This window comes from Methylocystis silviterrae, from assembly GCF_013350005.1.
Classification (GTDB): Bacteria; Pseudomonadota; Alphaproteobacteria; order Rhizobiales; family Beijerinckiaceae; genus Methylocystis; species Methylocystis silviterrae.
In genome coordinates this window covers 186,551-211,796 of the sequence record NZ_JABVWW010000004.1, presented here as the reverse complement: position 1 = coordinate 211,796, position 25,246 = coordinate 186,551, and the positions used below count along the sequence as shown (strand labels likewise).

Below are 25,246 nucleotides of genomic sequence, written 5' to 3'. Positions count from 1 at the left end.
AACTTTACCCTCCCCTTGAGGGGGAGGGTCGCATTGCGAAGCAATGCGGGGTGGGGTGACAGCTCGGATGACTGTAAGGGATGACGCACCGAGCCGCTCGTATAGCGACAATATTTTGAGATGCGGCTCCACCCCACCCCGGCGCTTCGCGCCGACCCTCCCCCTCGAGGGGAGGGTGAAAGGTCGACGCCGCTCAATTTCGCGCAGCGTGCGCAACTCTCACTCCACCGGCTCCACCGCGCTGATCTCGATGCCGAAGCCCGAGAGCCCGACGAAAGCGCGGGGCTTTGACGACGAGGAACGCAGACGGATCGAGGAAACGCCGAGGTCCTTCAAAATTTGGGCGCCAAGACCGACGTCGAGCCATTGCCGCTTGCGCGTTTCCTCCGCTCTTTCCTCCTCGTCCTTCTGGCGTCCGACGATATTCGCCGGGACGCCGGCCGCGCCGTCGCGCAGATAGACGAGCACGCCGCGCCCTTCGCGGGCGAAGCGCGCCAGAGTCTTCTTGATCGTCGGCGCGCCGCACATCACATCGGAGATGATATCGGCGCGATGCAGGCGCGTCGGCACGTCGCGTCCGTCGCCGATCGCGCCCAGAACGAAGGCGAAGTGCTGCACGCTGTCGAACGGCGTCACATAGGCATGGCCGATCATTGCACCGACTTCCGTCTCGACGGGGAAAGTCGCGACGCGTTCGACGAGCTTTTCGCGCGCCTGTCGAAACGCGATAAGATCGGACACCGACACGAGTTTGAGATTATGCGCGCGCGCGAACTCCTCGATCTGGCGGCCGGTCATCACCGTGCCGTCGTCATTGGCGAGTTCGCAAATGACGCCGACCGGCGGCAGGCCGGCAAGCTTGCACAGATCGACGGCGGCTTCCGTATGTCCGGAGCGCATCAGCACCCCGCCGTCCTTGGCGATCAGCGGGAAAACATGGCCGGGCCGCACGAAGTCGGCCGCGCCCATATTGCCATTGGCGAGCGCGCGCACCGTATTGCAGCGCTGCTCGGCGGAAATGCCGGTGGTGAGCCCGTGGCGCGCGTCGACGGTGACGGTGAATGCCGTTGCGAGCGGCGCGTCGTTTTCGGCGACCATGGGCGCGAGATGCAGACGGCGCGCTTCCTCGAGCGTGAGCGGCGCGCAGACGATCCCGCTCGTGTGGCGGATGATGAAGGCCATTTTCTCCGGCGTGCAGAGCGCGGCGGCGACGACGAGGTCGCCTTCGTTTTCGCGATCGTCGTCATCGGTGACGACGACGATCTCGCCTCTAGCCACGGCCTCGACGGCTTCAGTGATGGAATGGGACAATGAGATCTCCGGAACCCGCCGCTTGCGACGCCTGCGTCGCATATCTAGCCTTGCCGCGGCGACGTTTCAAACGGGTGGCTGCGCAGCTTTCGCAATTGTCATTCCCGAGGCGCGGAGCGCGATCGGGAATCCAGCATAAAGCCGGCCATTCATGGCGTTGCTCTGGATTCCCGGTCAGGCCCGCGGCCTGCCGGGAATGACACAGTCCCAAAGTCGGTGCTTCCGGATGGTGATTTAGACGATAGGAAGAAAGGAGAGGGCATTTGCTCGTTACGAAGCTAATGACGCGCATGATGCGCGTCTTTTCAAAAACGCTCGCGGCGCTAGGGCTGGCGCTTTTTATCGCATCCGGGGCGGCGGCCGAGCCCGGCCCCTGCGCCGAGCTCGAGGAGCAAGGCGTCGCCTATGCGGTCTGCGACTTCGACGCGGGCAAGAGCGACATCCGGCTCTTTCTGCGCGACGGAAAAGGCGAAATCCTGGGCGCCTTTTCCCGCCTTGCGAGCGAACTGGAAAAGAAAGGCGAAACGCTCATCTTCGCCATGAACGCCGGCATGTATGCGGAAGACCGCGCGCCGGTCGGCCTCTATGTCGAGAACGGCCGCACGCTCAAAGGCGCCAATACGCGTCCCGGTCCCGGCAATTTTCACATGAAGCCCAACGGCGTGTTCTGGGTCGACGGATCGCGCGCCGGCGTCACCGAGACGGCGCGCTTCCTAAAGAGCCGTCAGCGGGCGCAATTCGCCACGCAATCGGGACCGATGCTCGTCATCGGCGGGCGCATTCATCCCCGCATTCATGGGGACGGCATGTCGCAGAAATTTCGCAACGGCGTCTGCGTCCAAGACGGCCATGTCGCGCGTTTCGCGATCTCCAATCAGCCGGTGACATTTTACGAATTCGCGCGACTTTTTCGCGATCGCCTGCACTGTCTGGATGCGCTGTTTCTCGACGGCGGCGCCGCTTCGGCGCTTTATGCGCCGTCGCTCTCGCGCCATGATCGCTTTATGCCGGCGATGGGGCCGATCGTCGGGGTCGTCGAGAACGCGGATCGCTAGCTTAGTCGCGTAAGAGCCGCATTGAGCTTTTCGATGCGCGCCGCGGTCTCTTCGCGCCGTTCGCGATGCTCGTCGATCACCTCTTCTTCAGCCTTGGCGAGGAAGCCCTCATTGGCGAGTTTGGCGTCGAGCTTCTTCAACTCGGCTTCGAGCTTGGCCGTCTCCTTCGCCAGTCGCGCCCTCTCGGCGCCAAGGTCGATCACGCCTTCGAGCGGCATGGCGGCGACGCCGCCGCGCACGATGATTTGCGCGCTGCTCTTTGGCGCCGCCTCAGCGAAGCCAATGTGCGAGAGCCGGGCCAGCTTGCGGATCGTCTCGTCCCAGCGCGTCGCGCGCGCTTTCAGCGCGTCATCTGCGCCGATCAGCAGCAGCTCGGTCTCGCTGGTCAAATTCATTTCCGCACGCAGCGAGCGAACTTCGGAAATAAGGTCGACGACCCAGCCGATTTCGCTTTCGGCCTCCGCATCTTCGAGTCCTTCGAGCGACGGCCAGGCGGCGAGCGCCAGCATCGTCTCGCGCTTGGGACCGTCCGCGCCCTTGATCGCCCAAAGCTCCTCGGTGAGGAAGGGCATGAACGGGTGCAGCAGCGCGTAAATCTGGTCGAGAACGAAGGCGGTCGTTGCGCGCGTCTCGTCCTTGTCAGCGCCGTCGGCGCCTTGCAGCAGGGGCTTCGCCAGCTCGACATACCAATCGCAGAAGACGCTCCAAACGAAGCGATAGACGGCGTTCGCCGCATCATTGAAGCGATAGGCCTCGATCGCCGCGCTCACGTCCGCCGTTGTGCGCGCCGCCTCGCCGATAATCCAGCGGTTCAGCGTGATCCTGTTGGCGCGCGGATCGTAACCCGCAACGCGCGCGCAGCCGTTGATCTCGGCGAAGCGCGAGGCGTTCCACAGCTTCGTCGCGAAATTGCGATAGCCTTCGACGCGCTGCGTCGAGAGCTTGATGTCGCGTCCCTGCGCCGCCATCGCCGCGAGCGTGAAGCGCAGCGCATCGGCGCCATATTCGTCGATGAGGCGCAGCGGATCGATGACATTGCCCTTCGACTTACTCATCTTCGCGCCCTTCTCGTCGCGAACGAGGGCGTGGATATAGACGTCGCGGAAAGGGACTTCATCCATGAAATAGAGGCCCATCATCATCATGCGGGCGACCCAGAAGAAGATGATGTCGAAGCCGGTGACGAGGGCGCTCGTCGGATAATAGCGCGCGAGCTCCGACGTCTTCTCCGGCCAGCCGAGCGTTGAGAAGGGCCAAAGCGCGGAAGAGAACCAGGTGTCGAGAACGTCTTCGTCGCGCCAGATAGCGAATTTGCTTGGCGGTTTCCCGAGTCCTCTTTGAGAGTCGTAGACCTCATCAAGCGCGGCTCTTTCGTCGCTGACCAAAACCACGTCATCCGAGCCGTAGTAAAGCCGGGCGGCGGCCAGCGCCTCGTCTTCGGTCTCTTCCACGAAGACGGTCTCCGCACGATTGGTTGACGCTAACGTCAGCAGACCATCCTCGTATCGAAGCCCATACCAAGCCGGGATGCGATGGCCCCACCAGAGCTGGCGCGACACGCACCAGGGCTGGATGTTTTCGAGCCATTCGAAATAGGTTTTTTCCCAATTCCTCGGCACGAAGCTCGTGCGGCCTTCGCGCACGGCTTTGAGCGCCGGCTGCGCCAAAGTCTTGGCGTCGACATACCATTGGTCGGTGAGCCGCGGTTCGAGCACCGCGCCCGAGCGGTCGCCATGCGGAACCATGTGCTTATGGTCGTCGACGCCCTCGAGCAGCTCGCGCGCCTCCATCATTTCGACGACGCGCTTGCGCGCTGCGAAACGGTCGAGCCCGTCAAGAACGGAGACCGTCGCCGCAAGTTCGGGGGAGGGGTCGACGCCTTCGTGAAACTCGGCGCTGGCGGCAAGCGTCATCTGCGCCTGCGGGTCGAGCACGTTGACGAGCCGCAGCCCATGCCGCTTGCCGACCTCGAAATCGTTGAAGTCATGCGCCGGCGTGATTTTCACCGCGCCGGTGCCCTTCTCGGGATCGGAATATTCGTCGGCGACGATCGGGATCAGCCTGCCGACCAATGGCAGACGAACGCGCTTGCCAATCAGCGCCGTATAGCGCTCATCTTCCGGATGCACGGCGACCGCCGTGTCGCCAAGCATCGTCTCGGGGCGCGTCGTGGCGACGACGATATATTCGCCGGTCTCGTGCCCAGCGTCGTCGACGATCGGATATTTGAAGCGCCACAAATGGCCCTTCACTTCGACCTGCTGCACTTCGAGATCGGAGATCGCCGTGTGCAGCGCCGGGTCCCAATTGACGAGGCGCTTGTCCTTGTAGAGCAGGCCGTCGCGATAGAGCTGAACGAAAACCTTCACCACCGCGCGCGACAGGCCTTCATCGAGCGTGAAGCGCTCGCGCGACCAGTCGCAGCTGGCGCCGAGCCGCTTCAGCTGCTCGACGATCTTGCCGCCGGACTCCGCCTTCCACTCCCACACGCGCTCGACGAATTTCTCGCGTCCGAGTTCGCGGCGATGTTCCTGGCGCTCCATCAGCTGGCGCTCGACCACCATTTGCGTCGCGATGCCGGCATGGTCGGTGCCCGGCTGCCACAGCACGTCGTCGCCCTTCATGCGCCGGTAGCGAACCAGAATATCCTGCAGCGTGTTGTTGAGCGCATGGCCCATATGCAGGCTGCCGGTGACGTTCGGCGGCGGAATGACGATGGAATAGGGCGCCGCCCGCGCGCGTTCGGGCCGTCCGGCGCGGAAGGCTTGAGATTCCTCCCACGCGTCGCGGATGCGCGATTCAATTGAGGCGGGAGCGAAGGTTTTTTCCATGGTCATCGGGCAGGAGCCTTTTGGCCCCCACCCTGTCCCTCCCCCGCTTGGCGGGAGAGGGGACGCTAACGATCGGCGTTTCGTCGCACGTCAGTGAAGGCTCGAATCTATTCCCTCTCCCGCGAAGCGGGGGAGGGTAGGGGAGGGGGTTACGCCAGCGCCTTGAGCGCGCCTTTGCCGGCGTAGATCGCCGCGTCGCCCAGCTCCTCCTCGATGCGGATGAGCTGGTTATATTTGGCGGTGCGGTCGGAGCGGGCGAGCGAGCCGGTCTTGATCTGGCCGCTGTTCGTCGCGACGACGAGATCGGCGATGGTCGAATCCTCGGTCTCGCCGGAGCGATGCGAGAAGACGGTGGTGTAACCGGCGCGATGCGCGGTCTCGACCGAAGCGAGCGTCTCGGTCAGCGTGCCGATCTGATTGACCTTGACGAGCAGCGAATTGGCGACGCCCATCTTAATGCCCTCATTGAGGCGCACGACATTGGTGACGAAAAGATCGTCGCCGACGAGCTGCACTTTGTCGCCGATCGCGTCGGTGAGCTTCTTCCAGCCCTCCCAATCGTCCTCGGCCATGCCGTCCTCGATCGACACGATCGGATAGGCGCTGGCGAGCTTGGCGAGATAGGCGACCTGCTCGTCGATCGAGCGCGTCACGCCCTCGCCTTCATAGACATATTTGCCGTCCTTGAAGAATTCCGTCGCGGCGCAGTCGGAGCAAAGATGCACGTCGACGCCAGGCTTGAAGCCCGCCGTTTCAATCGCCTTCATGATGAAGTCGAGCGCTGCTTCGGCGGAGGGAAGATTGGGCGCGAAACCGCCTTCATCGCCGACCGAGGTGCTGAGGCCGGCTTTCTTGAGCGCCGCCTTGAGCGTGTGGAAAATCTCCGCGCCCCAACGGATGGCGTCGCGCACATTCGGCGCGCCGGTCGGCATGATCATGAATTCCTGGAAATCGATCGGATTGTCGGCATGCACGCCGCCATTGACGATGTTCATCATCGGGGTCGGCAGCACCCGCGCCTGCACGCCGCCGACATAGCGATAGAGCGGCAGAGCGGTCGCCTCGGCCGCCGCCTTGGCGACGGCGAGCGACACGCCGAGAATGGCGTTGGCGCCGAGCCGCGCTTTGTTCGGCGTCCCGTCGAGCTTGATCATCGCCTCGTCGAGCGCCACCTGATCCTCAGCTTCGAATCCGAGCAGCGCGCCGGCGATTTCGTCGTTGACGTTGTCGACCGCCGTGAGCACGCCCTTGCCGAGATAGCGAGACTTGTCGCCATCGCGCTTTTCCGCCGCTTCATGCGCGCCCGTCGAGGCGCCGGACGGCACCGCCGCCCGTCCAGACGATCCATCCTCCAGGGTGACGTCGACCTCGACGGTCGGGTTCCCGCGAGAATCCAGAATTTCACGGGCGTGGATGTCGACGATCTCGGTCATGGGTGCCTCTTCATGATGCGGCGCGGAGCGGCGCGACTTCTTAGACCTATTGCGCGGTCCCGAAAAGCCTCAGCCGTAAAAAGGTTCTGCGTCCGCGGCGGGCTTTTGTGGGATCTGTGCTGCGCCGCGGCGAGCCGCGCCGGTGAAATCCGTTGACTGGGGAGGGGACCTCCCTATCCTTGAGCTTAATTAATGAGCGGGCGTTCGCCGCCAAGCGCGACGGTCGGCGGGAGGTTCGGATGGCCCTAAGCACAACGCGGTTCGCGCGTGGCGTCGTGTTCACCCTTTGCTTTGGGCTTTGGAGTCCCGCCAGCGCTTGGGCTCAATCGCCGGAGCACGTCGCCGCCGCCAAGGCGGTTTTGGAGAAATCTCCCGTCCGAGGCAATTGCGCGCCGGCGCAGGAAGATTTTCTGGGCTGGCCGGCGAGCCTCGTGCAGCGGTGCGAATATCAGCGCGAGGACATGCCTGGCCTTGCCTATGTGCTCGACATCAAGCCGGAAACTCTGGCGCGCTGGGTCGAAACCGGATGCAGCGCGCTGATGGTCGGCGCCGGCCATTGTTTCGACCGGACGCTGAAATGCGCGCTCGACAGCACAGGCGCCAGCTTCGTGATCGGCGGCAATCTGATCGCGGCGCGCAGCGGCGTGAAGCAGAATCGCTATTATCGCAACGGCGTCGCGATTGTTGCGCCCAAGAGCGGGATGCCGGGCGCCGTGCCGATCCAAGAGCAGGAGCAGATCGCGCATATTCCGGAAAAGGACGTCTCGGCGATGCTCGACCGCGGCGGCGTCGCCTTGTGGAACACCTTGCCCTATCAATTCGCGGTGAAGGCGCTCGAAATCGCCGTGCCGGCGGAGATGAACACGCCGGACAGGCGCGAGAAATGGCTCGAAATCACGCGCGTCGAAATGCTGAAGGCGCTGGAGAGCCCCGAGAATCGCCTTCTCTCCGGCTGGATGTCGGCGCATCCGATCACCTTGCGCGCGGGCGAATGTCCCGACTCGCGCGACCCGTGAGCGGGTTGGCGCTTGACGCGGCGGCGATCGCGCCTTTGTTACGCGCATGACCAAGACGCATAAGGGCGCCGCGCTGCTCGGCCGCACGGCCGCGCTGCCGGCTTCGCCGGACGAGGCCGAACTCGATCTCGTGCCCAATCCGCACAAGGACGCGACCTATCTCGTGCGCTTCACCGCGCCCGAGTTCACCTCGCTCTGCCCGGTGACCGGGCAGCCCGACTTCGCACATATCGTCATCGATTATGCCCCGGCCGAATGGCTGGTCGAGTCGAAGGCCCTGAAGCTTTACCTTGGAAGTTTCCGGAACCACGGCGCCTTTCACGAAGACTGCACGCTGCGGATCGCACGCGATCTCGTTGCGGCGATGACGCCGAAATGGCTTCGCATCGGCGGCTATTGGTATCCGCGCGGCGGCATGCCGATCGACGTCTTCTGGCAGACCGGGGCGCCGCCCGAAGGGCTGTGGCTTCCTGATCAGGGCGTGCCGCCCTACCGGGGGCGAGGCTAGGCGTATAGGCGCTCCAAAGTCGAGCCTTGTGCGTGCGCCAGTAAATCACCTATGGGTCGCTGTGGTCTCCTGACAAAGAGACCGTCCGATCGCGGGGCCCAGAGAACATGAAGCTTCGGACGTTTTTCTCGATCTTCTTCCTGTTGCTCGTCGCTCTCGCAGGCGGCAATTTGGCGCTGGGCGTTTTTCTGGAAAAAGCTCAGCAGGACCTGGAGACATCGCATCGCGAGTTGCAATCCTTGACCACGCTTGCGGAGGATTTGGTTTTTTCCTCGCAGTGGCAGACTCGCTTTGCGCGAGGCTACATCTCCAGCAACGATCCGAGACGCGTTGAGTGGTACAACATCATCGGGGCCATTCTCAACGGCGAAACCGCTCGGCCGAAGGACTATAACTTTGGCTATTGGGATCTCGTGAACGGCGGAATCATTCCGCCGCCCGAGAAGAAAAGCGACGGCGCAGTTTCCATCGAAGAACGCTTCCTAAGCCAAAATGTCACCGCGCATGAATTGAACAAGCTTAAGGAAGCGCGAAGCTTTTTGGAAAAAGTGGTCGCGATCGAACGCGCCGCAATGCATGCGGTCGATGGCGAATTCGATGACGGCGCTGGAACCTATTCCCGCAAGGGCAAGCCCGATCGCGTTTTAGCGACAAAGCTGTTGTTCAGCGATGAATACCGCAAGCTCAATGGAGATCTGACTCTGAGAATTGCGCAGATGCAGAACTTGATTCGGCAGAGGTACGCCGGGCGAGTTTTACGGGAACAGGCGTTCGCCAACCAATTGTTTGAAGTCAACTCTTACTTGAATATCGGGTTGTTTGGCGTTGTTGTTTTGTCCCTGATCTTTTTGCGCAACCGCTTCGCGGTTCGAGCGTCGCATCTCATGTCGGTCGTTCGCGAGATTGGCTCAGGCAATCTTGCAGCTCAGGCCTCGGTTTTCGGGAGCGACGAGATCAGCGAACTCGCCACCACCGTCAACACGATGGCTGCAAATCTGAACGTCGCGTTCGACAAGCTCGAAGACAAGATAAAGCTTTCGGGCAAAGCCTTGTCGGACCTGGAGATCGAACGCTCCCGTTGGGAAAAGCTGCTCCACAACATTCTTCCTGCCGCCATTGCCGAAAGACTGCGTGGCGGAGAGGAGACAATCGCGGAAGTTTTCCCCGAAGTTACGGTATTTTTCTCCGACATTGTCGGTTTTACTGAACTTTCGGCAAAGCTTGGACCGCATGCCACCGTCAATATGCTCAACGTCCTCTTCGAGAAATTCGACGAGCTTGTCGAAAAGCACGGCGTCGAAAAAATCAAGACGATTGGCGACAGCTACATGGTGGTCGGCGGCGTCCCGAACCGTGACCCGCTGCACTGTCAGCACATCGCGGATTTCGCTTTGGAAGCGCAAAGCTACATCATGAGCTACGCAGAAGAGGTTCCTTACCCGCTTCAAATGCGCATGGGCGTGCATACCGGCACGGTGGCGGCCGGCGTCGTGGGGAAAAAACGATTTTCCTACGATCTGTGGGGCGATGTCGTGAATGTCGCCAGCCGATTTGAATCGACATCCAAGCCCGACAAGATTCACGTGTCCGAAGCGGTGAAGGTGCGTCTCAGCGACGATTACGTATTCCTGGACGGCGGGACCGTCGAACTAAAAGGCAAAGAGGCGACGCGCTCGTTCTTTCTGATCGGCAAAAAGACGCAGATGCCGGGAATTTTGGAGTTCACGACTCCTGGCGCCGCGCCGGATAGTCCATCCCGACTGCGCCGCGATACGCCTTCATTTGCCCCTGGCTTCGATAGAAGAGCATAGAGATGATCCAGCTCGCGATCAGGATCGCGGCGATCGCAAAGCCGAAATTGGCAAGATTGTCGTTAAGCCCTTGAACGAGGCGCCAAAGGCCGCCTTCGAAGCCGAGCTTATCGCCGATCAAGCCGAGCGCTTCGATGCCGCCGATGAAAATGGCGACGATCACCGACATCGCGGTCATGACCAGATTGTACCAAAGTTTCCTCAGCGGATCGTCGAACGCCCAGCCGTAGGCGCCGGTCATCACGAGGCTGTCCGTGGTGTCCATCAAGGACATGCCGGCGGTGAACAGCGCCGGAAACACCAGAATCGTCGAAAATGACATGCCTTGCGCGGCCTGCGCCGCCGAAATGCCGAGCAGGCCGATCTCCGTCGCCGTGTCGAAGCCCAGTCCCAACAGAAATCCGACGACGTACATGTGCCATGACCGCGAAACAAAGCGGAACAGCGGGCGGAAAACCCGGGTGAACACGCCTCGCCCGTTGAGCAGACGGTCGAGGTCCTCTTCGAGGACCGGTTCGCCAAGTCGGGCGCGGCTGTAGGCCGACCAGATGCCCCTGAGCAGGAGAAGATTTGCAAGGCCGATGACAATGAGGAACGAAGCTGACGCCATCGTGCCGATGGCGCCGCCGAAGGCTTGAAAGTCATGCGCCTGGCCCTGCATGGCCACGGCCGCCGCCGCCATCAGGACCGAAGCGAGCGCGACAAAGGTGGAGTGGCCGAGCGAGAAGAAAAATCCGACCGAATAGGGCGTCTTGCCGTCCTGCATCAATTTGCGGACGACATTGTCGATGGCGGCGATGTGGTCGGCGTCGAAGGCGTGGCGAAGTCCGAACATAAAGGCCAGAACGGCCGCACCCATCAGGCCCGGTCGATCGGAGAAGGCTGTCCACGCCCAAGTCCAGGCGAAGATATTGGCCGCGATGATCACGCCATAGGTCGCCGAAGCCTTGGCTTTGAAATTGTCGCCTTGGTCATCGAAAGGATTGAGCGCCATGACCCCCGCCGCCTGAGCAATAAAGACCCTTAACCGTAATCGCTTAATTAGGAAAGTTCATACGGGCGACGAGCGGGCGGGAGCCGACTTGACCAAGTGGCTATGGGTAGCCACTATTCGCCCCATGACGACTGTTTCGATCAAAGACGCCAAAAATCGCCTGACCGAACTTGCTCGACAGGTCGAGAAGGGCGAAACGATCGTCGTGACGCGGAATGGGAAACCGGTGTTCGATTTGGTTCCTCATCAACCCAAACGCGGCTTGCGGCTCGAGGCCGTCGACGAATTCAAGAAACGACACGGCCTCCAGTCCATCGTCACTTTCCTCGCCGAGGATTTCGACGCGCCATTGCCGGAAGATTTCCTGCTGCGCCCGCTGCCGGATGATGCATGAGGCTGCTGCTCGACACGCATATTCTGCTGGCGTTGATTGAAAACCGTGTCGCCGAGTTCGGATCGCACGTGCAGTCTTTGCTGAAGAATGAAGATGCGGAATTTCTGGTCAGCGTCGCGAGTCTTTGGGAGATCGCCATCAAGTGGCGTCTGGGCAAACTCGAACTCGCGATAAATCTTGAGATGCTTCCCGAACTGCTGGAAGCGATGGGGATCGAGGTCATCTCAATTAACGCGCGGCACGCGCTCGTCGCGGTCGAACCTGAGCCGCACACGCGCGACCCGTTTGATCGCCTGTTGCTGGCGCAATGCAAAATCGAGGCGTTGCGTCTCGTGACGATTGATCGCGCGCTTCTCGACCATCCGTTGGCTGCGCGCAAGGCTTAGCGGATCGCCTTCGCCAGACGGTCTCTTAAGCAAAATGGTTTGCGCAGCTTCGATTTTGATAGGATGCGCGGTCAGGCGGAAGTTCCGGGTAACGACATGCTGTCGGAAGAGAATATCGCCGAGTGGCGGCTCTGCGCGCCTTCGCTGCGGGAAGCGGAGTTCTCCGACGGCGAAACGCTGTATCGGCAAGGCCAGGAGCCGGGCTTTCTCTATTGTTTGATGCGGGGCGTCGTCAGGCTTTCTCATGTCGCGGAAAGCGGCGCGCAGATCACGCTCGCCATCGCGGGCGCGGGCGATCTCTTCGGGCGCGTGTCGCGGGGAAGAGCGTCGGCGCACAGCGCGAACGCCATCGGCGACGCGCGCGTTTTGATGATCGCCCCTTCGGACGTGGCCTGTCTCGTCGCGAACAGCCCGTCGTTCTCAGGCTTCCTCAACGCCGGACTGGAGGCGTCGCGGGAACGCGCCGAGCGCAGGCTGATAGATCGCCAAACAAAGACAGTCGCCGTGCGGCTGATCGAAACGCTGGGGGAGCTTGCCCACGCGTTCGGCGCGCCTTGCCCGCATGGCTATTCGCTCGAGATCAGGCTCACGCAGCAGGATATCGCTGACCTTGTTCATGCGAGCCGCCCCGTCGTGACCCGGATCATGAACGGTTTGAGGCGCCGGGGGGCGCTCGACTATCGGCGTGACCTTATCTGCGTCAATCACGTCGCGCTGCAATCCCTCGCGAAAGAAAAAGGCGGCGATCTGTGATCAAGATGACAGACCGCCTCCGCGCCGCGCCCTAACGAGAGGAGAAGGCGGCCAATCCGCGCCGCCAACGCGGAGAAACCACAATGAAACCACTCACGGCGAGCCTGCATGGATATCTGGACTATCTGACGGTGTTGATTTTCCTGGCCGCGCCAAGCGTCCTTGGTTTCGGCGGCCTGCCGGCGAAGCTCGCCTGGCTGCTCGCGGGCGTGCATCTGGCGATGACGCTCGTGACGAAATTTCCGCTCGGCGTGTTTCGGCGGCTGGCGTTCACGCTCCATGGCTGGGTCGAAAGGATCGTCGGCCCGGCGCTCATCGCCGTCGCTTTTCTTCCAGATATTTTCAGCGTCAAGCCAGCCTTCGCCTTTTTCGCGGGAATGGGCCTTGTCATCATCGCCGTCGGCTGGCTGACGGATTATGCGGAGGCGCGTTAATGCCGACGCCCTCCCGATCAGGCCTTCGGCCTGTCGGGAATGACAGCTACATAGGAATTGCTCCGCCTCGCTTCAGACGGGCATTTTCGCCAGACGGTCGAACGCCATCAGTTCCTCGAACATTGTCTCCAGCTCTCCGAGCGGGACTTGCGTCGCGCCGTCCGAGATCGCCGCGTCGGGATCGGGATGCGTCTCGACGAAAAGCCCGGCGACGCCGACGGCGACCGCCGCGCGCGCGAGCGTCGAAACGAAGCGCCGCTCGCCGCCCGATGACGCGCCTTGCCCACCTGGCTGCTGCACGGCGTGCGTGGCGTCGAAGACGACAGGCGCGCCGGTGGTCTCCTTCAGGATCGGCAGGGCGCGTATGTCGGCGACGAGCGCATTATAGCCGAAGCTCGTCCCGCGCTCGGTGACGAGCACGCCGGCGGCGCCGGCTTCACGCGCTTTCTCGACGGCGTGGATCATGTCCCAGGGCGCCAGGAACGGACCCTTCTTGATATTGACGGGGCGTCCGGTTTTCGCCGCCGCAACGATGAGATCGGTCTGGCGGCAGAGGAAGGCGGGAATCTGCAAAAGGTCGACGACCTCGGCGACGCGCGCGCATTGCCATGCTTCATGCACGTCGGTCGTGATCGGGAGGCCGGTCTTTTCCTTGATTTCAGCAAAGATCGGCAGGGCGGCGTCGAGGCCGACGCCCCGCGCCGCTTCGCCGCTGGTGCGGTTCGCCTTGTCGAAGGACGCCTTGAAGACGACGCCGATCTTCAGCCGCTCGCCGAGCCGGGCAAGCTCTTCAGCGACCTTGAGCCCCATGTCCGCGCTTTCAAGCGCGCAGGGGCCGGCGATAAGCGTCAGCGGCCGATCATTGCCGATCTCAACGCGGCGCGCGCCGTCTCCGATGATTACGCTTGTCACCCAGGCCTTTTCTCATGTTTTCACGAGCCGCGCGACCTCGGCGCGCAGCATGGGCAGGACCTCGGCTTCGAACCAGGGATTGCGCTTCAGCCAGCCGCTGTTGCGCCAGGACGGATGGGGGAGGGGAAAGATCAGCGGCGTCGTGTTCTGGAATTCGCGCCAGCGCGCGACGATCTCTGAAACGCTCGCGCCCTTCCGCAGCGCATGGCCGAGCCGCTCGAAATGATAGTCCTGCGCATAGCGCCCGATCGCGACGACTGTCTCGATCTGCGGCAGCGTTGCAAACAGCGAGTCGTGCCAGCGCGGGCGACATTCAGGGCGCGGCGGCAGGTCGCCGCCGGCGGCGTCGTAACCCGGAAAGCAGAAGCCCATCGGGACGATGGCGATGCGCGAGACGTCGTAGAACGTCTCGCGATCGACGCCCATCCAGTCGCGCAGCCGATCACCAGAGGGATCGTTGAAGGGAACGCCAGTCTGATTGACGAGGTTGCCCGGCGCCTGGCTGGCCAGGAGAAGCCGCGCGCTGGGCGAGACGCGCAGCACCGGCCGCGGCTCATGCGGCAGTATCGCGCCCTCTGGCGTCTCCGCGCAGAGACGGCAGGCGCGGATGCGCCCCGTTATCTCCTCAAGCTTCCTGCTCAACGAGCGCCGCGTCATTACGGCACGGCGCTAGGACGCGCCGAGACGTCCGCGCGCCAGCGCGAAAGATGCGGCAGGTCTTGAGGAATATCGACCCGCGCGGCCTTGGTCAGGTCCATGGCGACGATGGCGGTGATGTCGGCGATCGTGAAGTCATCGGAGGCGACGAAGCGCCGCGAGGCGAGTTCCCCATCGAGAAAGCGCATCATCTGCTGCGCGCGCGGCCGCTGCAGTTCGGCCACTTGCGACAACTGCGGCGATTCGAGCCGCGCCAGCGCCGGATGGCTGTGACGAAAAGCGAGCCCGACCGGCGTGAACAGGCGAAATTCCACTCGGCGCTGCCACATCTCGACAAAGGCCTGTTCGCGCGCGCCGCGGCCAAAGAGCGGCGGCTCCGGGTAAAGCGACTCGATGTAGCGGCAGATGGCGACGGATTCGGTGAGAGTCGCGCCGTCGTCGAGAACGAGCGCCGGAACTTCCTCCAGCGCATTGACCGCCGCATAGGACTCCTGCTTGTGCTCATGGGACATGAGGTTGACGTCGCGAATGGGAATCGTGACGTTTTTCTCAGCCAGAAAAATGCGGACGCGTCTGGGATTGGGCGCGAGCGGCGTGTTGTAGAGCAGCATGTCGGTCTCGGTTCGGGTTTCGATATGGGTGGACGGGTTGCGATTGGTGAGGGCGGCGCGAAAACTGTCCGAAAACGCATTCCCGTCAGCGGCGGTTCGCAGTTTTAGCGCCATGATTTAAGTTAAGTGCGATGACGAACGATCTCCCGACTCAACCTGCCGCCGCGCTCGTGCTGTTTTCCGGCGGGCAGGATTCCACGACCTGCCTTGCCTGGGCGCTGTCACGCTTCGACCACGTCGAGACGGTCGGATTCGATTACGGCCAGCGCCACCGCGTCGAACTCTCGCGCCGCGCGGGGCTACGCGACGGCCTTATTCGCCTCTCGCCGCTGTGGGCCGAGCGGCTTGGCGAGGATCGCACGATTTCGATCGAGGCGCTCGGGGCTATCTCCGAGACGGCGTTGACGCGCAACGCCGAGATCGCCTTCGCCGCCGACGGGCTTCCCAACACATTCGTTCCAGGGCGCAATCTGCTGTTTCTGACCTTCGCCGCGGCGCTCGCCTATCGTCGCGGCATCGCCGATCTCGTCGGCGGCATGTGCGAAACGGACTATTCGGGCTATCCCGACTGCCGCGACCAGACGATCCGCGCCATGGCGCAGGCGCTCAGTCTCGGCATGGATCGCAGCATGAATATTCATACGCCGCTGATGTGGATCGACAAAGCGGCGACCTGGCAACTGGCTGAATCGCTCGGCGGCGAAGCGCTGGTGCGGCTCATCGTCGAAGAAACCCACACTTGCTATCTCGGCGAGAGGGGCCGCCGCTTCGACTGGGGCTATGGCTGCGGCGAATGCCCCGCCTGCAAGCTGCGCGCGCATGGCTGGGAGAACTATCGCGCCGCAAGCGTTCGCGCGACCGCTTGAGACCTGTCCGACCGCTCAACTGTGGCATGAGGGCCACAGTCGGCGCTGACGTCATCACGCCGAACGAAGACTCATTGACAGGCTTCAGCCAGCTCTTGATATGTTATGTTATAACATATTCGTAAAGAGAGCGGGCGTCGATGAGGAAGAGCGTTTGGGTCGGCGCAGCGGCCGGCGGCGCAGTAGTCGGGCTTTTCACCAGCGTCGTAAGCGCCTCGGCTCAGCAGGCTTTGCCGCCGATCGAAGTCGGCGCAGTGAGTCCGATTAAACGCGCCAAGATCGTCTCCCCGCCACAGATCCCCCCAGCGCCCGGCGGGCGCAACCGCAGCGTCGCGGGCCCGAGCGGACCTGAGCCGCGCGAACCGGCCGTGGCGCCGCAAGGCGTCCTTCCCATCGTCGCCGATCAGTTCGCGACAGTGACGGTCGTCACCAATGAGGAGCTGCGGCGCTCGCCGGGCGCGACCCTTGGCGACGTGCTCTTCGCCAAGCCGGGCGTCACCGGATCAAGCTTCGCGCCCGGCGCGGCGAGCCGTCCCATTGTGCGCGGCCTCGACAACTACCGGGTGCGCATCCAGGAAAATGGCGTCAGCAACAGCGGCGTCTCGGAACTCGGCGAGGACCACGCCGTACCGCTTGATCCCGTCGCCGCAAGCCAGGTCGAGGTGGTGCGCGGCCCGGCGACGCTGCGCTGGGGGTCGCAAGCGATCGGCGGCGTCGTCAACGTCGAAAACAACCGCATTCCCACGGCCTTGCCCTGCCGTCTTGCTTTCATCCCTACGGCCGAGACGGAGGGTTGTTCGGTCATCGAGACTCGCGGCGCGGTGATGACCGTCGACAACGCGCTGGAAAACGCGACGCTGCTCGACGTCGGCCGCGGCAACGTCGCCTTCCACATGGATGTCCATGGCCGTCGCAGCAGCGACTACCTTATTCCCGGCTATCCTTATCTTTTTCCGCCGGATCCGCCGCCGCCGGTCTTCGGACGCCAGCCGAATTCCTCAATGCGCTCGGCCGGCGGTTCGGTCGGCGGCTCCTATTTCTTCGACGGCGGCTTCGTCGGCGTCGCGGTGACGCAGTTCAACTCGCGCTATCACATCCCCGGCATTGAGCCGACGGAGACCAATACGCGCATCGAGCTTCGCCAGACGCGCGTGACGACCAAGGGCGAGTTCCGTCCGCAGTCGGCCTATATCGAAGCCGTCCGTTTCTGGGCGGGTCTGACCGACTACAAGCACCACGAACTCGCCAATGAGGAGGGTTTCAACGGCGTTCAGCAGACCTTCACCAACAAGGATCTCGAGGCGCGGGTCGAAACGCAGCTTCGCCCGGTCGACTTGTCCTTCGCGACTCTGACAAGCGCCTTCGGCGTGCAGGGCATGCATCAGATCCTGACCTCGCCAGGACGCGAGGGCGGGCTCTTCGACCCCAATCGGACGCGAAGCGTCGCCGGCTATTGGTTCAACGAATTCAGACTGACCGACACATCGAGAATGCAGCTTGCGGGACGCATCGAACATGCGACCGTCTCCGGCGCGTTTCCCGAACTCCTCGTCTCCGGCGCATTTCCCGAACTCCTCGCTGATCCGGCGCAGCAAGTCGCTCGCGTGCGAAATTTCACGCCAAAGAGCGCAGCCTTTGGGTTCCTCCAGGATCTGCCGGAAGGCGTCGTCGCCAGTCTGACCGCGCAATATGTCGAACGCGCGCCGCGCGCGCCCGAACTCTTTTCGCGCGGGATCCATGAAGCGACGGGGACCTTCGACATCGGCAATCCGAATCTTCGCATTGAAGGGGCGAAGACCATCGAAATCGGCCTGCGCCGCCCAGTCGGCCCATTCCGCTTCGAGGCGACAGCCTACCTCACGCGCTTTGACGGCTTTATCTTCCGAAATCTCACCGGCGCGGTCTGCGAGGCCGATATTGCGAGTTGCGCCTTGGACGGCGAGGGCGATCTGCGCGAGGCAATCTATTCGCAGCGCAATGCGCTCTTCCGGGGCGGCGAGTTTCAAAGCCAACTCGACGTCGCGACGCTGGCAGGCGGCGTTTTTGGGGCGGAGCACCAGTTCGACGTGGTGCGGGCGACATTCGTGGGCGGCGGCAACGTCCCTCGCATCCCGCCGGTTCGGCTCGGCGGCGGATTGTTCTGGCGAGATACGAACTGGCTGCTGCGGGTCAACCTCCTGCACGCCTTCGCGCAGCGCGACATCGACCCAACCAATGAAACGCCAACGAAGGGCTATAATTTGCTGAGGGCTGAAATCAGCTACCGCATGCTGCTCGATCCGGGCGATCCGCTGAGCCGCGAATTAAGGCTGGGACTGGTCGGCGACAATCTCCTCAACGAGGACATCCGCAACAGCGTCTCCTACCGCAAGGATGAAGTGCTGCTCCCGGGCGCGAATCTGCGGTTTTTCGCGAATGCGCGCTTTTAAGCGCCTGTGGCAGAGCGATCGGGTGAAGGGCTTCCTCATCCTGAGGAGCGTGCGCAGCACGCGTCTCGAAGGACGAGGAAGCCCGTTTTTGCGTATTTTTCCTCACCCTCGTCCTTCGAGACGCCGCCTTCGCTCTCGGGCCTGCCCGAGATCGACATTAAATTCGCAAGTCGGGTAAACCCGACTTGCGAGCGGCTCCTCAGGATGAGGGTGAGGAAAACAATCCCCACTGGCGCCGGAGGCGTTTCGGCTTGATCGCCGGGGCGAAATAGGGCATAGGCGGGGCCAACGAAGCGCTGGGCGTATCCCGGCCAGTTCACTATTGCCGGGGTAAGATCGATGAAAGTCCGCAACTCTTTGAAATCTCTGCGTTCGCGCCATCGCGCCAACCAGATCGTGCGCCGCAAAGGCCGCGTCTACATCATCAACAAGGTCCAGAAGCGCTATAAGGCGCGCCAAGGCTGAGTCTCGCCACGCTTGTTGATCCAGATGCATGAAGAAGGGCCGGAGCGTCAGCTCGCGGCCCTTTTGCACTTCTCAATCGCGTACCGCCGCGTTAGACGCCGCCGACTTCCGCAACGCCCATGAGCGCGAGCACATGCGCGTTGACGCTGCGGCTCAGAGCGTCGACGTCATAGCCGCCTTCGAGCGTTGAGACGACGCGGCCGCCGCAACGCCGATCAGCGATATCCATCAGCCGTTTGGTCGCGTCGCCGAAATCCGTCTCGCGGAGCCGCAGGCCGCCGAGCGGATCCCGCTCATGGGCGTCGAAGCCCGCAGAAATCAGGATCAGATCGGGCGCGAAATCGCGCACCCGCGGCAGGATTCGGTCGGCGAGCGCTTCTCGAAAGGCGTCCCCCGTCGAGCCGGCGAGCAGCGGCGCATTGACGATATTGTCATGGTCGCCGGTTTCGTTGCGTCCGCCGGAGCCTGGATAAAATGGCGCCTGATGCGTCGAGCAAAACAGCACTTTGTCGTCGGCCCAGAAAATCTCTTGCGTTCCATTGCCGTGGTGGACGTCGAAATCGACGATCGCGACGCGTTCGGCCCCATGCGCCGCCAGGGCGTGACGCGCGGCCACGGCGACATTGTTGACGAAACAAAAACCCATTGGATTGTGCGCGCCGGCATGGTGTCCCGGCGGCCGGACGGCGACGAAGGCGTTGTCGGCCCGTCCCGACATGACTTCATCCACTGCCGCGACGGCGCCGCCGGCGGCGCGCCACACCGCTTCGAGCGTCTTCGGACACATCAGCGTATCGCTATCGAGCGCTGAATAGCCTTCGCGCGGCGCGGCGCGCTCGAGGGCTGCAAGATAGGATTGCGGATGGACGCGTTGCAGGGCCTCCGCTTGCGCTTCGGGCGCGCTCATTCGGCTCAGGGACGCGAATCGCGCTTGTTCTAAGCCGCGTTGGATCGCCCGCAACCGTTCGGGGGCTTCGGGATGGCCGGGACCCATCTCATGAAGGAGCCCGCTTTCATGTGTGATGAGGAGGGTTTTCAATGCTGCGACGCAATCCAAGCGGGCGACGCTACGCCAGTCAACGCAAGGATTTTCGGCCTTCCGCGGCCTCCTGTCCATGAAAAAGAAATGGTAAAGCTCAAGCGCGGGGCTGCGCCGGTTAGCGTGGCGCCGGCGCAACAGTAAGGGAATAATTCTGAAGACGTGATCCCAGCGCCAAAGTTCATGATAAGAAAATCGTAACAACTGTTTTTCGGCGGGAAGGAGTGCCTGAAATGAGTTTCAGATATGTGACAGCGGCGTCTGCGCTTCTCGCTGTCTTTTTGGCGGGTTGCAATGGCGGAACGCCTCTTCCCGATCCGAGGCTTAATGGCCGCGACGCCGAATTCATGGCGCTTGCTCCCAAGGCTGGGGTAAGCTCGCAATACGAACGCTACCTCGTCGATTATAAGACGAACGAGCCCGTCGGTTCGATCATCGTCGATAACCGCTCGAAATTCCTTTACTATGTCATGCCGGGCGGAAGGGCCGTGCGCTACGGCGTCGCCACCGGTCAGGACGCGATGGCCTTCACCGGCCGGGCCTATGTGGGCGGCATGCAGGAATGGCCGCGGTGGATCCCGCCAAAGGACATGCTTGAGCGTTGGCCGCATCTCCAGCCGACGGCGGATGCCGGCGGTCTGCCTGGCGGTCCCGACAATCCGCTCGGCTCGCGCGCGCTCTACCTCTATCAGAACGGCAAGGATACGCTTTATCGTATCCACGGCACCAATGAGCCGGACAAGATCGGACAGGCGGTGTCCTCGGGCTGTATCCGCATGCGCGACATCGACGCGATCGATCTCTACAACCGCGTAAAGGTCGGCACGAAAGTCGTCGTGCTCTAAGGCTTTTCGCCACAGTTCATTAAGCTTTCTGCGACGCCCTCCGCCCAGCGCGCGAGGGCGTCGTCTTTTTTGCCATCAGACGTCTTGCCCGTCGCTCGGCGTAACCGCAGCCCGAGCAAACCGGTCTTCGACCGATCGCCAGTGTGCGCCGTCGCACTGCGCCTTGGTAAAGCGAACCTTAACGTTGTGAATGTTCGCAGGGTGCGGGCGACAGAAGAGGGGAAATGGTTATGCGTCCGACGACAAGCATGGGCTGCTTAGTCCTGGTGGTCTGCGTTCTCTTGCTGGAATTCGCTGGCGCGGGCGCTTACTTCGCGTCGTCCGCGCAAGCGAAACCCTCGGACCCATGCTACGGCTATGCGATTTGCCAGTAAAAATTTTCATTCGGTCGCGCAATTCGTGGAACGCGCGCGCGACATTTGCGTTTTTGTTCTGAAAGGCCGGCGCGCCCAAAATCAATGCTCGAAAGAGCGGAGACTCGGAGCGCCGCGCCTTTCAAGTTTTCATATCCGTTGCAGCGAGAGGCGGAAGGCTGGGCCCGTCATGCGCAATTTGGTTTTGTATGTATTGATGTTGTTCCTATTCGCCGCAAGCGTTGCAAGCGCCACGACGATTCTCTCTCGACCGTCGCCCAGCGACGACGATTTTTGCTTTGGATATGCGATTTGCGAATAGTCAGACCGAACGTTTCTGACGCGCGAGTTCGCGCAAGCGCGCGACGCTGCGGGTTAGCGAGCCTGCTTCAACGCCGATAAACGCTTCTATTCGCCTGCAGATCGCGTCGGCGGTCTGATGGACGCGCTGTTTGAACGGCGCGACCAGTCTGGCCGCCCAAGCGCGAATTTCAAGGACAACCGAATAGATCTGACGGAAGCGGTTCATCTGCATCAGCTTGTCCCGGCAGATGTCGAAAAGAAACGACATGACGCCGAGCGCCATTGTTTTGGCGAGAAGGATCGCCAACAGCCCCGTGAACACATGTCCATGCGCGATTAACTCAAAACCTACCAGCTTGGCCGGGAGAATCGCGAACATTGGCGCGATAAATATCGCCAATGTTTTTACGGGCGTCAGCGTCGCAACGAAGTCCTTGAACTGCTGCTCGTAACGTTCAAGCCCAAGCGCGCGCGCGAAATCGTGCAGCCAATCTCTGAAATGATCCCACAGCCAGGTTTCGACCAGAAAGAGGACGGCGAGCGTGAACCAGAACGCATCCCTCAGGCGCCGTTTCCAATCTTCCATAAGTTCTTCCTCTCACATGCGGCGGGCGCGTAGCGCCAGCGCGCGGCGTGAACCACGACAGCCGATCATAGACCAGCTCACATGTGAATGGCGCGCTTGGCGACGGCGAAGGCCGCCTCGCGCATCGCCTCCGAGAGCGTCGGATGGGCGTGGCAGGTGCGCGCGAGATCTTCCGCCGAGCCGGAAAATTCCATCAACACCGCAGCTTCAGCGATTAATTCGCCGGCCGCGGCGCCAACAATATGGACACCGAGCACACGGTCGGTCGCTGTGTCGGCGATGATCTTCACGAAGCCGTCGGTCGCGCGCATCGCGCGCGCGCGGCCATTGGCGGTGAAGGGAAATTTGCCGATCGCAACCTCGATCCCTCGGGACTTGGCTTCTTCCTCGGTCATGCCGACGGCCGCGACTTCCGGCATCGTGTAGACGACGCTGGGAATGACGCCGTAATTCACATGCCCCGCCTGTCCGGCGAGGATTTCGGCGACGGCGATGCCTTCGTCCTCAGCCTTATGGGCGAGCATCGGCCCGCGCACGACGTCGCCGATGGCGTAGACGCCCGTAACATTGGTCGCGAAGCTTTCGTCGATGACGATGCGCCCGCGCTCCAGGGCGACGCCGGCGTCCTCGAGTCCGAGACCCTGCGTGAACGGGATGCGGCCCGTCGCGATGAGCACCGCGTCCGCCTCGACCGTGTCGGACGTCGCGCCGTCGACCGACGAATAGGAGACGACAGCGCGCTCGGCCTTGCCGGTTCCCTCGCGCCGCACGCCTGTCACCTTGGAGGCGAGGCGGAAGTCGAAACCCTGTTTTTCGAGGATTTTCTGGAAGCGCGCGGCGATCTCAAGATCGAAGCCCGGCAGAATGCGATCGAGATATTCGATCGCATTCACTTCGGCTCCGAGCCGCCGCCAAACCGATCCAAGCTCCAGTCCGATGACGCCCGCGCCGACGACGACCAGCCGCTTCGGCGTCTTCGCCAGGGCCAAGGCGCCGGTCGACGAAAGGATCAGCTTTTCGTCGACCGCAATCTCCGCGCCGGAGGCGTCGCGCAGCGGCGCGACAGCCGAACCGGTGGCGAGAACAATGTTCTTCGTTTCGAGCGTTTGAACGGCGCCGTCGGGGCCGACGACCGCGACTCGCCCGGCGCCGTTCAGCCGGCCAACGCCACGAAACGACTCGATCTTGTGCTTTCTAAACAGGAAGGCGACGCCATTGACGTTCGCGCCGACGGTGTCGTCCTTGTGCTTCATCATCGCCGCAAGATCGAGACGCGGTGGATCGACCATGACGCCGAGCGGCGCCAATCCATGCGCGGCTTCTTCGAACATATGCGACGCGTGGAGCAGCGCCTTTGATGGAATGCAGCCGACATTGAGGCATGTGCCGCCGAACGTCGGGTCCTTCTCGACGACGGCCGTCTTCAATCCAAGTTGCGCCGCGCGGATCGCGCATACGTAACCGCCTGGACCGGATCCGATCACGATAAGATCGTAGGTCATGTCATCCGCAACTCAAAAATGGCGCCGCTTCCAAGATCCGTTTCTCAGATGAACGCATCCGAGATGAATTTTGGCTAAACGCCGGAAATCAGGCGGCGGCCCAGACGTAGATGAGCGTTGCGACGAGCCCGAGCGCGGTTTGACCCAGCTCCAGGCGCCCCCAAAGGTCGATGACCTTGCGCGCCTCATGCGCCGCATCGGCCTCGATCAGCGCCAGGATGCGATTGTTGAGCGGCACGATGGCGAGATAGGTATAGGGCCAGCTCGCGATGGCGAGCAGGGCGCCGAAAAGCCATCTGACGTCATCGAGCTCGCGATAGGCGATGAAGCCGAAGAGGGCGGCAAGCGCGGCAAAACTTGCGAGCACAATGAAGCCGCGGTGATCGGAGGGCTCCCACTCCTTGATCAGCGCGTCGTCAGTGAGCGCAAGCCGCGCCGGCTGTTCGACATAGTTGACGTAGAGCGAGGCGCCGGTGAAAGCGCCAGCCGTCGCGAGCGCAAGCGAACCAATAATCATTCAAGCGTCCTTTGGCGGTCGGCGCATAACTCGGCGTTCCTGGCGAATCGACCCCGACCGCCGACCCGCCGCCGTTATTCTTAAGCTGACTCGATCGCTTCCTCGTCGCAGACGACGCGGGAGTTGCTCTCGGCTTCAGCGGCGATGTCGATTTTCACCGCCTTCACCGCATCCTGCTCGTTTCGGCGATCGGTGAAATGGTCGAAGAACACCCTCATGGCGCGATCGACGCCATAGGGATTGATGCGTCTCGTATCCTCCCGATAGAACATCGGCACGTTCGGGGAAACCGTGGCGAGATCATAGGACGGGAGATAGGCGATGTTCGGCCTTGCCCGGACCACCTCGTCGGCGGCGGCGCGCAGAATCGCCTTGACGGCGCAGTTCGATTCGATGACGTGCCGGTCTTCGTAGGTCGCGATAATGCCGACAGGCGACACGCTCAGCACGATGCGAACCTTGGGATTGACCTCGCGAATGCGATCGACGGCGGCCATGAAGTCGCGCACGACGTCGCTGACGGTCATATTGTAGAACTCGTAGACGCTCGGATCCCAGGCGCCGCCGGCGACGCCAGGCGCGAGCTGCAGGATTGCGCCATCCGGCTTGTGGCGCCAAGTCTCGGTGTGGCCGAATGTGAAAACGAAGACGTCCATCGTCTCGAGCATGTGGCGGACTGCGGCGAGATGCCGCTCGCGATCGGCGCGCATCTCGTCGACAGTGGCGTATCCGTCCGGCTCGATGCGCGGCCGGAACGGATCGACGACGCGGCCGTCTTCCGGACGATTCCAGTGATCGAGCTGCGGCGTGAAGCGTCCATAGGCGCGTTCGATCAATTGCAGCAGCTGAGCGGTCGTGTAGAGATTGCCGTAGCGGCAGGAATACATTGAGTAGTTGCGGCGCAGCGCCTCATCCGCGGACATGCCGGCCGGCGGCTGCTCGGCGAGATAATAATGGAATCCGCTCGCCTGCAGGCCCATGGCGATCTCCTGCGCGAAGCAGCTGCCGCCTGTGGCGACCTTGTCCTGCGGCGAAATCTTAAAAGGCGTGCGAATGATTGGATCGAGCGCGAAGGGCGGCAGCGACGTCACCGCCTTGCGCCAAAAGCGATGGTCGGGTAGGGAGCTATAGGGGTTCTCCGCCATGGTCGCACTCCTTTCTGATCCGGCCGATGGTCGCGGATCGAGCTTTTCCCGCGTCGTTCGCGAGCCGCCTTCTGGCGTCGCAACATAGAC

At 62.5% G+C, this 25,246-nt stretch carries 24 protein-coding genes; 12 read left to right on the top strand and 12 right to left on the bottom strand.

What is annotated here, in order from left to right; translation table 11 throughout:
• Positions 1-219: 219 nt before the first annotated feature.
• Entirely contained in the window at positions 220-1,353 is a 1,134-nt protein-coding gene (gene ribB / locus HUN39_RS06330) for a 3,4-dihydroxy-2-butanone-4-phosphate synthase (protein WP_408631393.1), read from the bottom strand.
• A gap of 251 nt (positions 1,354-1,604) precedes the next feature.
• On the opposite strand from ribB, the gene HUN39_RS06325 reads away from it, so the two are divergent.
• Positions 1,605-2,366: a phosphodiester glycosidase family protein gene (locus HUN39_RS06325; protein ID WP_175093745.1), complete on the top strand. Its 762-nt coding sequence runs from the start codon at positions 1,605-1,607 to the stop codon at positions 2,364-2,366.
• Here the strand turns inward: HUN39_RS06325 and HUN39_RS06320 are convergent.
• Together HUN39_RS06320 and eno are read right to left on the bottom strand one after the other, a co-directional pair.
• Positions 2,363-5,197, bottom strand: coding sequence for a valine--tRNA ligase (locus tag HUN39_RS06320; protein ID WP_175093744.1), 2,835 nt, complete (start codon positions 5,195-5,197; stop codon positions 2,363-2,365). The two genes, HUN39_RS06325 and HUN39_RS06320, sit on opposite strands and share 4 nt — an antisense overlap.
• Before the next feature lie 149 nt (positions 5,198-5,346).
• On the bottom strand, positions 5,347-6,630 hold the full coding sequence (gene eno, locus HUN39_RS06315; RefSeq protein ID WP_175093613.1) for a phosphopyruvate hydratase: 1,284 nt from the start codon (positions 6,628-6,630) through the stop codon (positions 5,347-5,349).
• 239 nt (positions 6,631-6,869) lie between these two features.
• Here eno and HUN39_RS06310 point away from each other — a divergent pair, with 239 nt between their 5' ends.
• From HUN39_RS06310 to HUN39_RS06300, 3 genes are all read left to right on the top strand, one after another.
• Positions 6,870-7,646, top strand: a complete 777-nt coding sequence (locus tag HUN39_RS06310) for a hypothetical protein (RefSeq protein ID WP_175093612.1) — start codon at positions 6,870-6,872, stop codon at positions 7,644-7,646.
• Between the two features lie 46 nt (positions 7,647-7,692).
• Entirely contained in the window at positions 7,693-8,154 is a 462-nt protein-coding gene (gene queF, locus HUN39_RS06305) for a preQ(1) synthase (protein ID WP_175093611.1), read from the top strand.
• Between the two features lie 170 nt (positions 8,155-8,324).
• Positions 8,325-9,965, top strand: coding sequence for an adenylate/guanylate cyclase domain-containing protein (locus HUN39_RS06300; protein WP_232365947.1), 1,641 nt, complete (start codon positions 8,325-8,327; stop codon positions 9,963-9,965).
• Here the strand turns inward: HUN39_RS06300 and HUN39_RS06295 are convergent.
• Positions 9,877-10,959 carry a HoxN/HupN/NixA family nickel/cobalt transporter gene (locus tag HUN39_RS06295; RefSeq protein ID WP_175093609.1) on the bottom strand — a complete coding sequence of 361 codons (1,083 nt, stop codon included), beginning with the start codon at positions 10,957-10,959 and terminating at the stop codon, positions 9,877-9,879. The two genes, HUN39_RS06300 and HUN39_RS06295, sit on opposite strands and share 89 nt — an antisense overlap.
• A gap of 124 nt (positions 10,960-11,083) precedes the next feature.
• Between HUN39_RS06295 and HUN39_RS06290 the strand changes: the two genes are divergently transcribed.
• The 4 genes from HUN39_RS06290 (at position 11,084) to HUN39_RS06275 (ending at position 12,926) form a co-directional block, all read left to right on the top strand.
• Positions 11,084-11,353 (top strand): type II toxin-antitoxin system Phd/YefM family antitoxin, encoded by a 270-nt coding sequence (locus HUN39_RS06290; RefSeq protein ID WP_175093743.1) that lies wholly within the window; start codon positions 11,084-11,086, stop codon positions 11,351-11,353.
• Complete coding sequence (locus tag HUN39_RS06285) at positions 11,350-11,739, top strand: type II toxin-antitoxin system VapC family toxin (protein ID WP_175093608.1); 390 nt, start codon at positions 11,350-11,352, stop codon at positions 11,737-11,739. Before HUN39_RS06290 ends, HUN39_RS06285 begins: the two co-directional genes overlap by 4 nt.
• A 63-nt stretch (positions 11,740-11,802) precedes the next feature.
• The gene (locus tag HUN39_RS06280; protein WP_232365946.1) at positions 11,803-12,492 is read left to right on the top strand and encodes a Crp/Fnr family transcriptional regulator; all 690 of its coding nucleotides are present in this window, start codon (positions 11,803-11,805) and stop codon (positions 12,490-12,492) included.
• An 83-nt stretch (positions 12,493-12,575) separates the two neighbouring features.
• Positions 12,576-12,926: a hypothetical protein gene (locus HUN39_RS06275; RefSeq protein WP_175093607.1), complete on the top strand. Its 351-nt coding sequence runs from the start codon at positions 12,576-12,578 to the stop codon at positions 12,924-12,926.
• A gap of 72 nt (positions 12,927-12,998) precedes the next feature.
• On the opposite strand, the gene kdsA is transcribed toward HUN39_RS06275, so the two are convergent.
• From kdsA to HUN39_RS06260, 3 genes are read right to left on the bottom strand one after another with little or no spacing between them, the layout of a single operon-like run.
• Positions 12,999-13,838 carry a 3-deoxy-8-phosphooctulonate synthase gene (gene kdsA, locus HUN39_RS06270; RefSeq protein ID WP_175093606.1) on the bottom strand — a complete coding sequence of 280 codons (840 nt, stop codon included), beginning with the start codon at positions 13,836-13,838 and terminating at the stop codon, positions 12,999-13,001.
• 12 nt (positions 13,839-13,850) lie between these two features.
• A complete protein-coding gene (locus tag HUN39_RS06265; protein WP_175093605.1) occupies positions 13,851-14,495 on the bottom strand; it encodes a uracil-DNA glycosylase family protein in 645 nt (214 codons plus the stop codon).
• A complete protein-coding gene (locus tag HUN39_RS06260) occupies positions 14,495-15,106 on the bottom strand; it encodes a glutathione S-transferase family protein (RefSeq protein WP_175093741.1) in 612 nt (203 codons plus the stop codon). The genes HUN39_RS06265 and HUN39_RS06260 overlap by 1 nt, the downstream gene beginning before the upstream one ends.
• A gap of 131 nt (positions 15,107-15,237) precedes the next feature.
• Here HUN39_RS06260 and queC point away from each other — a divergent pair, with 131 nt between their 5' ends.
• From queC to ykgO, 3 genes are all read left to right on the top strand, one after another.
• Positions 15,238-15,972, top strand: a complete 735-nt coding sequence (queC, locus tag HUN39_RS06255; RefSeq protein WP_175093604.1) for a 7-cyano-7-deazaguanine synthase QueC — start codon at positions 15,238-15,240, stop codon at positions 15,970-15,972.
• Positions 15,973-16,112: 140 nt separating this feature from the next.
• Positions 16,113-18,401, top strand: a complete 2,289-nt coding sequence (locus tag HUN39_RS06250; protein ID WP_175093603.1) for a TonB-dependent receptor — start codon at positions 16,113-16,115, stop codon at positions 18,399-18,401.
• Between the two features lie 339 nt (positions 18,402-18,740).
• Positions 18,741-18,866 carry a type B 50S ribosomal protein L36 gene (ykgO, locus tag HUN39_RS06245; RefSeq protein ID WP_018407448.1) on the top strand — a complete coding sequence of 42 codons (126 nt, stop codon included), beginning with the start codon at positions 18,741-18,743 and terminating at the stop codon, positions 18,864-18,866.
• A 91-nt stretch (positions 18,867-18,957) separates the two neighbouring features.
• Here ykgO and HUN39_RS06240 read toward each other — a convergent pair whose 3' ends face one another.
• Complete coding sequence (locus HUN39_RS06240; protein WP_175093740.1) at positions 18,958-19,860, bottom strand: histone deacetylase family protein; 903 nt, start codon at positions 19,858-19,860, stop codon at positions 18,958-18,960.
• A gap of 278 nt (positions 19,861-20,138) precedes the next feature.
• Here HUN39_RS06240 and HUN39_RS06235 point away from each other — a divergent pair, with 278 nt between their 5' ends.
• Positions 20,139-20,750, top strand: coding sequence for a L,D-transpeptidase (locus HUN39_RS06235; RefSeq protein ID WP_175093602.1), 612 nt, complete (start codon positions 20,139-20,141; stop codon positions 20,748-20,750).
• 675 nt (positions 20,751-21,425) lie between these two features.
• Here HUN39_RS06235 and HUN39_RS06230 read toward each other — a convergent pair.
• The 4 genes from HUN39_RS06230 to HUN39_RS06215 form a co-directional block, all read right to left on the bottom strand.
• Positions 21,426-21,992, bottom strand: a complete 567-nt coding sequence (locus HUN39_RS06230) for a hypothetical protein (protein ID WP_175093601.1) — start codon at positions 21,990-21,992, stop codon at positions 21,426-21,428.
• A 77-nt stretch (positions 21,993-22,069) separates the two neighbouring features.
• A complete protein-coding gene (lpdA, locus tag HUN39_RS06225; RefSeq protein WP_175093600.1) occupies positions 22,070-23,494 on the bottom strand; it encodes a dihydrolipoyl dehydrogenase in 1,425 nt (474 codons plus the stop codon).
• Positions 23,495-23,582: 88 nt separating this feature from the next.
• Complete coding sequence (locus tag HUN39_RS06220) at positions 23,583-24,011, bottom strand: DUF1772 domain-containing protein (protein ID WP_175093599.1); 429 nt, start codon at positions 24,009-24,011, stop codon at positions 23,583-23,585.
• A gap of 80 nt (positions 24,012-24,091) precedes the next feature.
• Complete coding sequence (locus HUN39_RS06215; protein WP_175093598.1) at positions 24,092-25,156, bottom strand: GSCFA domain-containing protein; 1,065 nt, start codon at positions 25,154-25,156, stop codon at positions 24,092-24,094.
• Positions 25,157-25,246: the final 90 nt, after the last annotated feature.

What these genes read in the sequence shown, in the direction of transcription:
- eno (WP_175093613.1), bottom strand. Translation starts at nt 6,630, where the DNA reads ATGACCGAGATCGTCGACATCCACGCCCGTGAAATTCTGGATTCTCGC.
- HUN39_RS06230 (WP_175093601.1), bottom strand. Translation starts at nt 21,992, where the DNA reads ATGGAAGATTGGAAACGGCGCCTGAGGGATGCGTTCTGGTTCACGCTC.
- HUN39_RS06235 (WP_175093602.1), top strand. Translation starts at nt 20,139, where the DNA reads ATGAGTTTCAGATATGTGACAGCGGCGTCTGCGCTTCTCGCTGTCTTT.
- HUN39_RS06285 (WP_175093608.1), top strand. Translation starts at nt 11,350, where the DNA reads ATGAGGCTGCTGCTCGACACGCATATTCTGCTGGCGTTGATTGAAAAC.
- queF (WP_175093611.1), top strand. Translation starts at nt 7,693, where the DNA reads ATGACCAAGACGCATAAGGGCGCCGCGCTGCTCGGCCGCACGGCCGCG.
- HUN39_RS06310 (WP_175093612.1), top strand. Translation starts at nt 6,870, where the DNA reads ATGGCCCTAAGCACAACGCGGTTCGCGCGTGGCGTCGTGTTCACCCTT.
- HUN39_RS06325 (WP_175093745.1), top strand. Translation starts at nt 1,605, where the DNA reads ATGCGCGTCTTTTCAAAAACGCTCGCGGCGCTAGGGCTGGCGCTTTTT.
- ykgO (WP_018407448.1), top strand. Translation starts at nt 18,741, where the DNA reads ATGAAAGTCCGCAACTCTTTGAAATCTCTGCGTTCGCGCCATCGCGCC.
- HUN39_RS06290 (WP_175093743.1), top strand. Translation starts at nt 11,084, where the DNA reads ATGACGACTGTTTCGATCAAAGACGCCAAAAATCGCCTGACCGAACTT.
- ribB (WP_408631393.1), bottom strand. Translation starts at nt 1,353, where the DNA reads ATGCGACGCAGGCGTCGCAAGCGGCGGGTTCCGGAGATCTCATTGTCC.
- HUN39_RS06295 (WP_175093609.1), bottom strand. Translation starts at nt 10,959, where the DNA reads ATGGCGCTCAATCCTTTCGATGACCAAGGCGACAATTTCAAAGCCAAG.
- HUN39_RS06220 (WP_175093599.1), bottom strand. Translation starts at nt 24,011, where the DNA reads ATGATTATTGGTTCGCTTGCGCTCGCGACGGCTGGCGCTTTCACCGGC.
- HUN39_RS06265 (WP_175093605.1), bottom strand. Translation starts at nt 14,495, where the DNA reads ATGACGCGGCGCTCGTTGAGCAGGAAGCTTGAGGAGATAACGGGGCGC.
- HUN39_RS06320 (WP_175093744.1), bottom strand. Translation starts at nt 5,197, where the DNA reads ATGGAAAAAACCTTCGCTCCCGCCTCAATTGAATCGCGCATCCGCGAC.
- HUN39_RS06260 (WP_175093741.1), bottom strand. Translation starts at nt 15,106, where the DNA reads ATGCTGCTCTACAACACGCCGCTCGCGCCCAATCCCAGACGCGTCCGC.
- HUN39_RS06280 (WP_232365946.1), top strand. Translation starts at nt 11,803, where the DNA reads ATGCGCGGTCAGGCGGAAGTTCCGGGTAACGACATGCTGTCGGAAGAG.
- lpdA (WP_175093600.1), bottom strand. Translation starts at nt 23,494, where the DNA reads ATGACCTACGATCTTATCGTGATCGGATCCGGTCCAGGCGGTTACGTA.
- HUN39_RS06275 (WP_175093607.1), top strand. Translation starts at nt 12,576, where the DNA reads ATGAAACCACTCACGGCGAGCCTGCATGGATATCTGGACTATCTGACG.
- HUN39_RS06215 (WP_175093598.1), bottom strand. Translation starts at nt 25,156, where the DNA reads ATGGCGGAGAACCCCTATAGCTCCCTACCCGACCATCGCTTTTGGCGC.
- queC (WP_175093604.1), top strand. Translation starts at nt 15,238, where the DNA reads ATGACGAACGATCTCCCGACTCAACCTGCCGCCGCGCTCGTGCTGTTT.
- HUN39_RS06250 (WP_175093603.1), top strand. Translation starts at nt 16,113, where the DNA reads ATGAGGAAGAGCGTTTGGGTCGGCGCAGCGGCCGGCGGCGCAGTAGTC.
- HUN39_RS06240 (WP_175093740.1), bottom strand. Translation starts at nt 19,860, where the DNA reads ATGGGTCCCGGCCATCCCGAAGCCCCCGAACGGTTGCGGGCGATCCAA.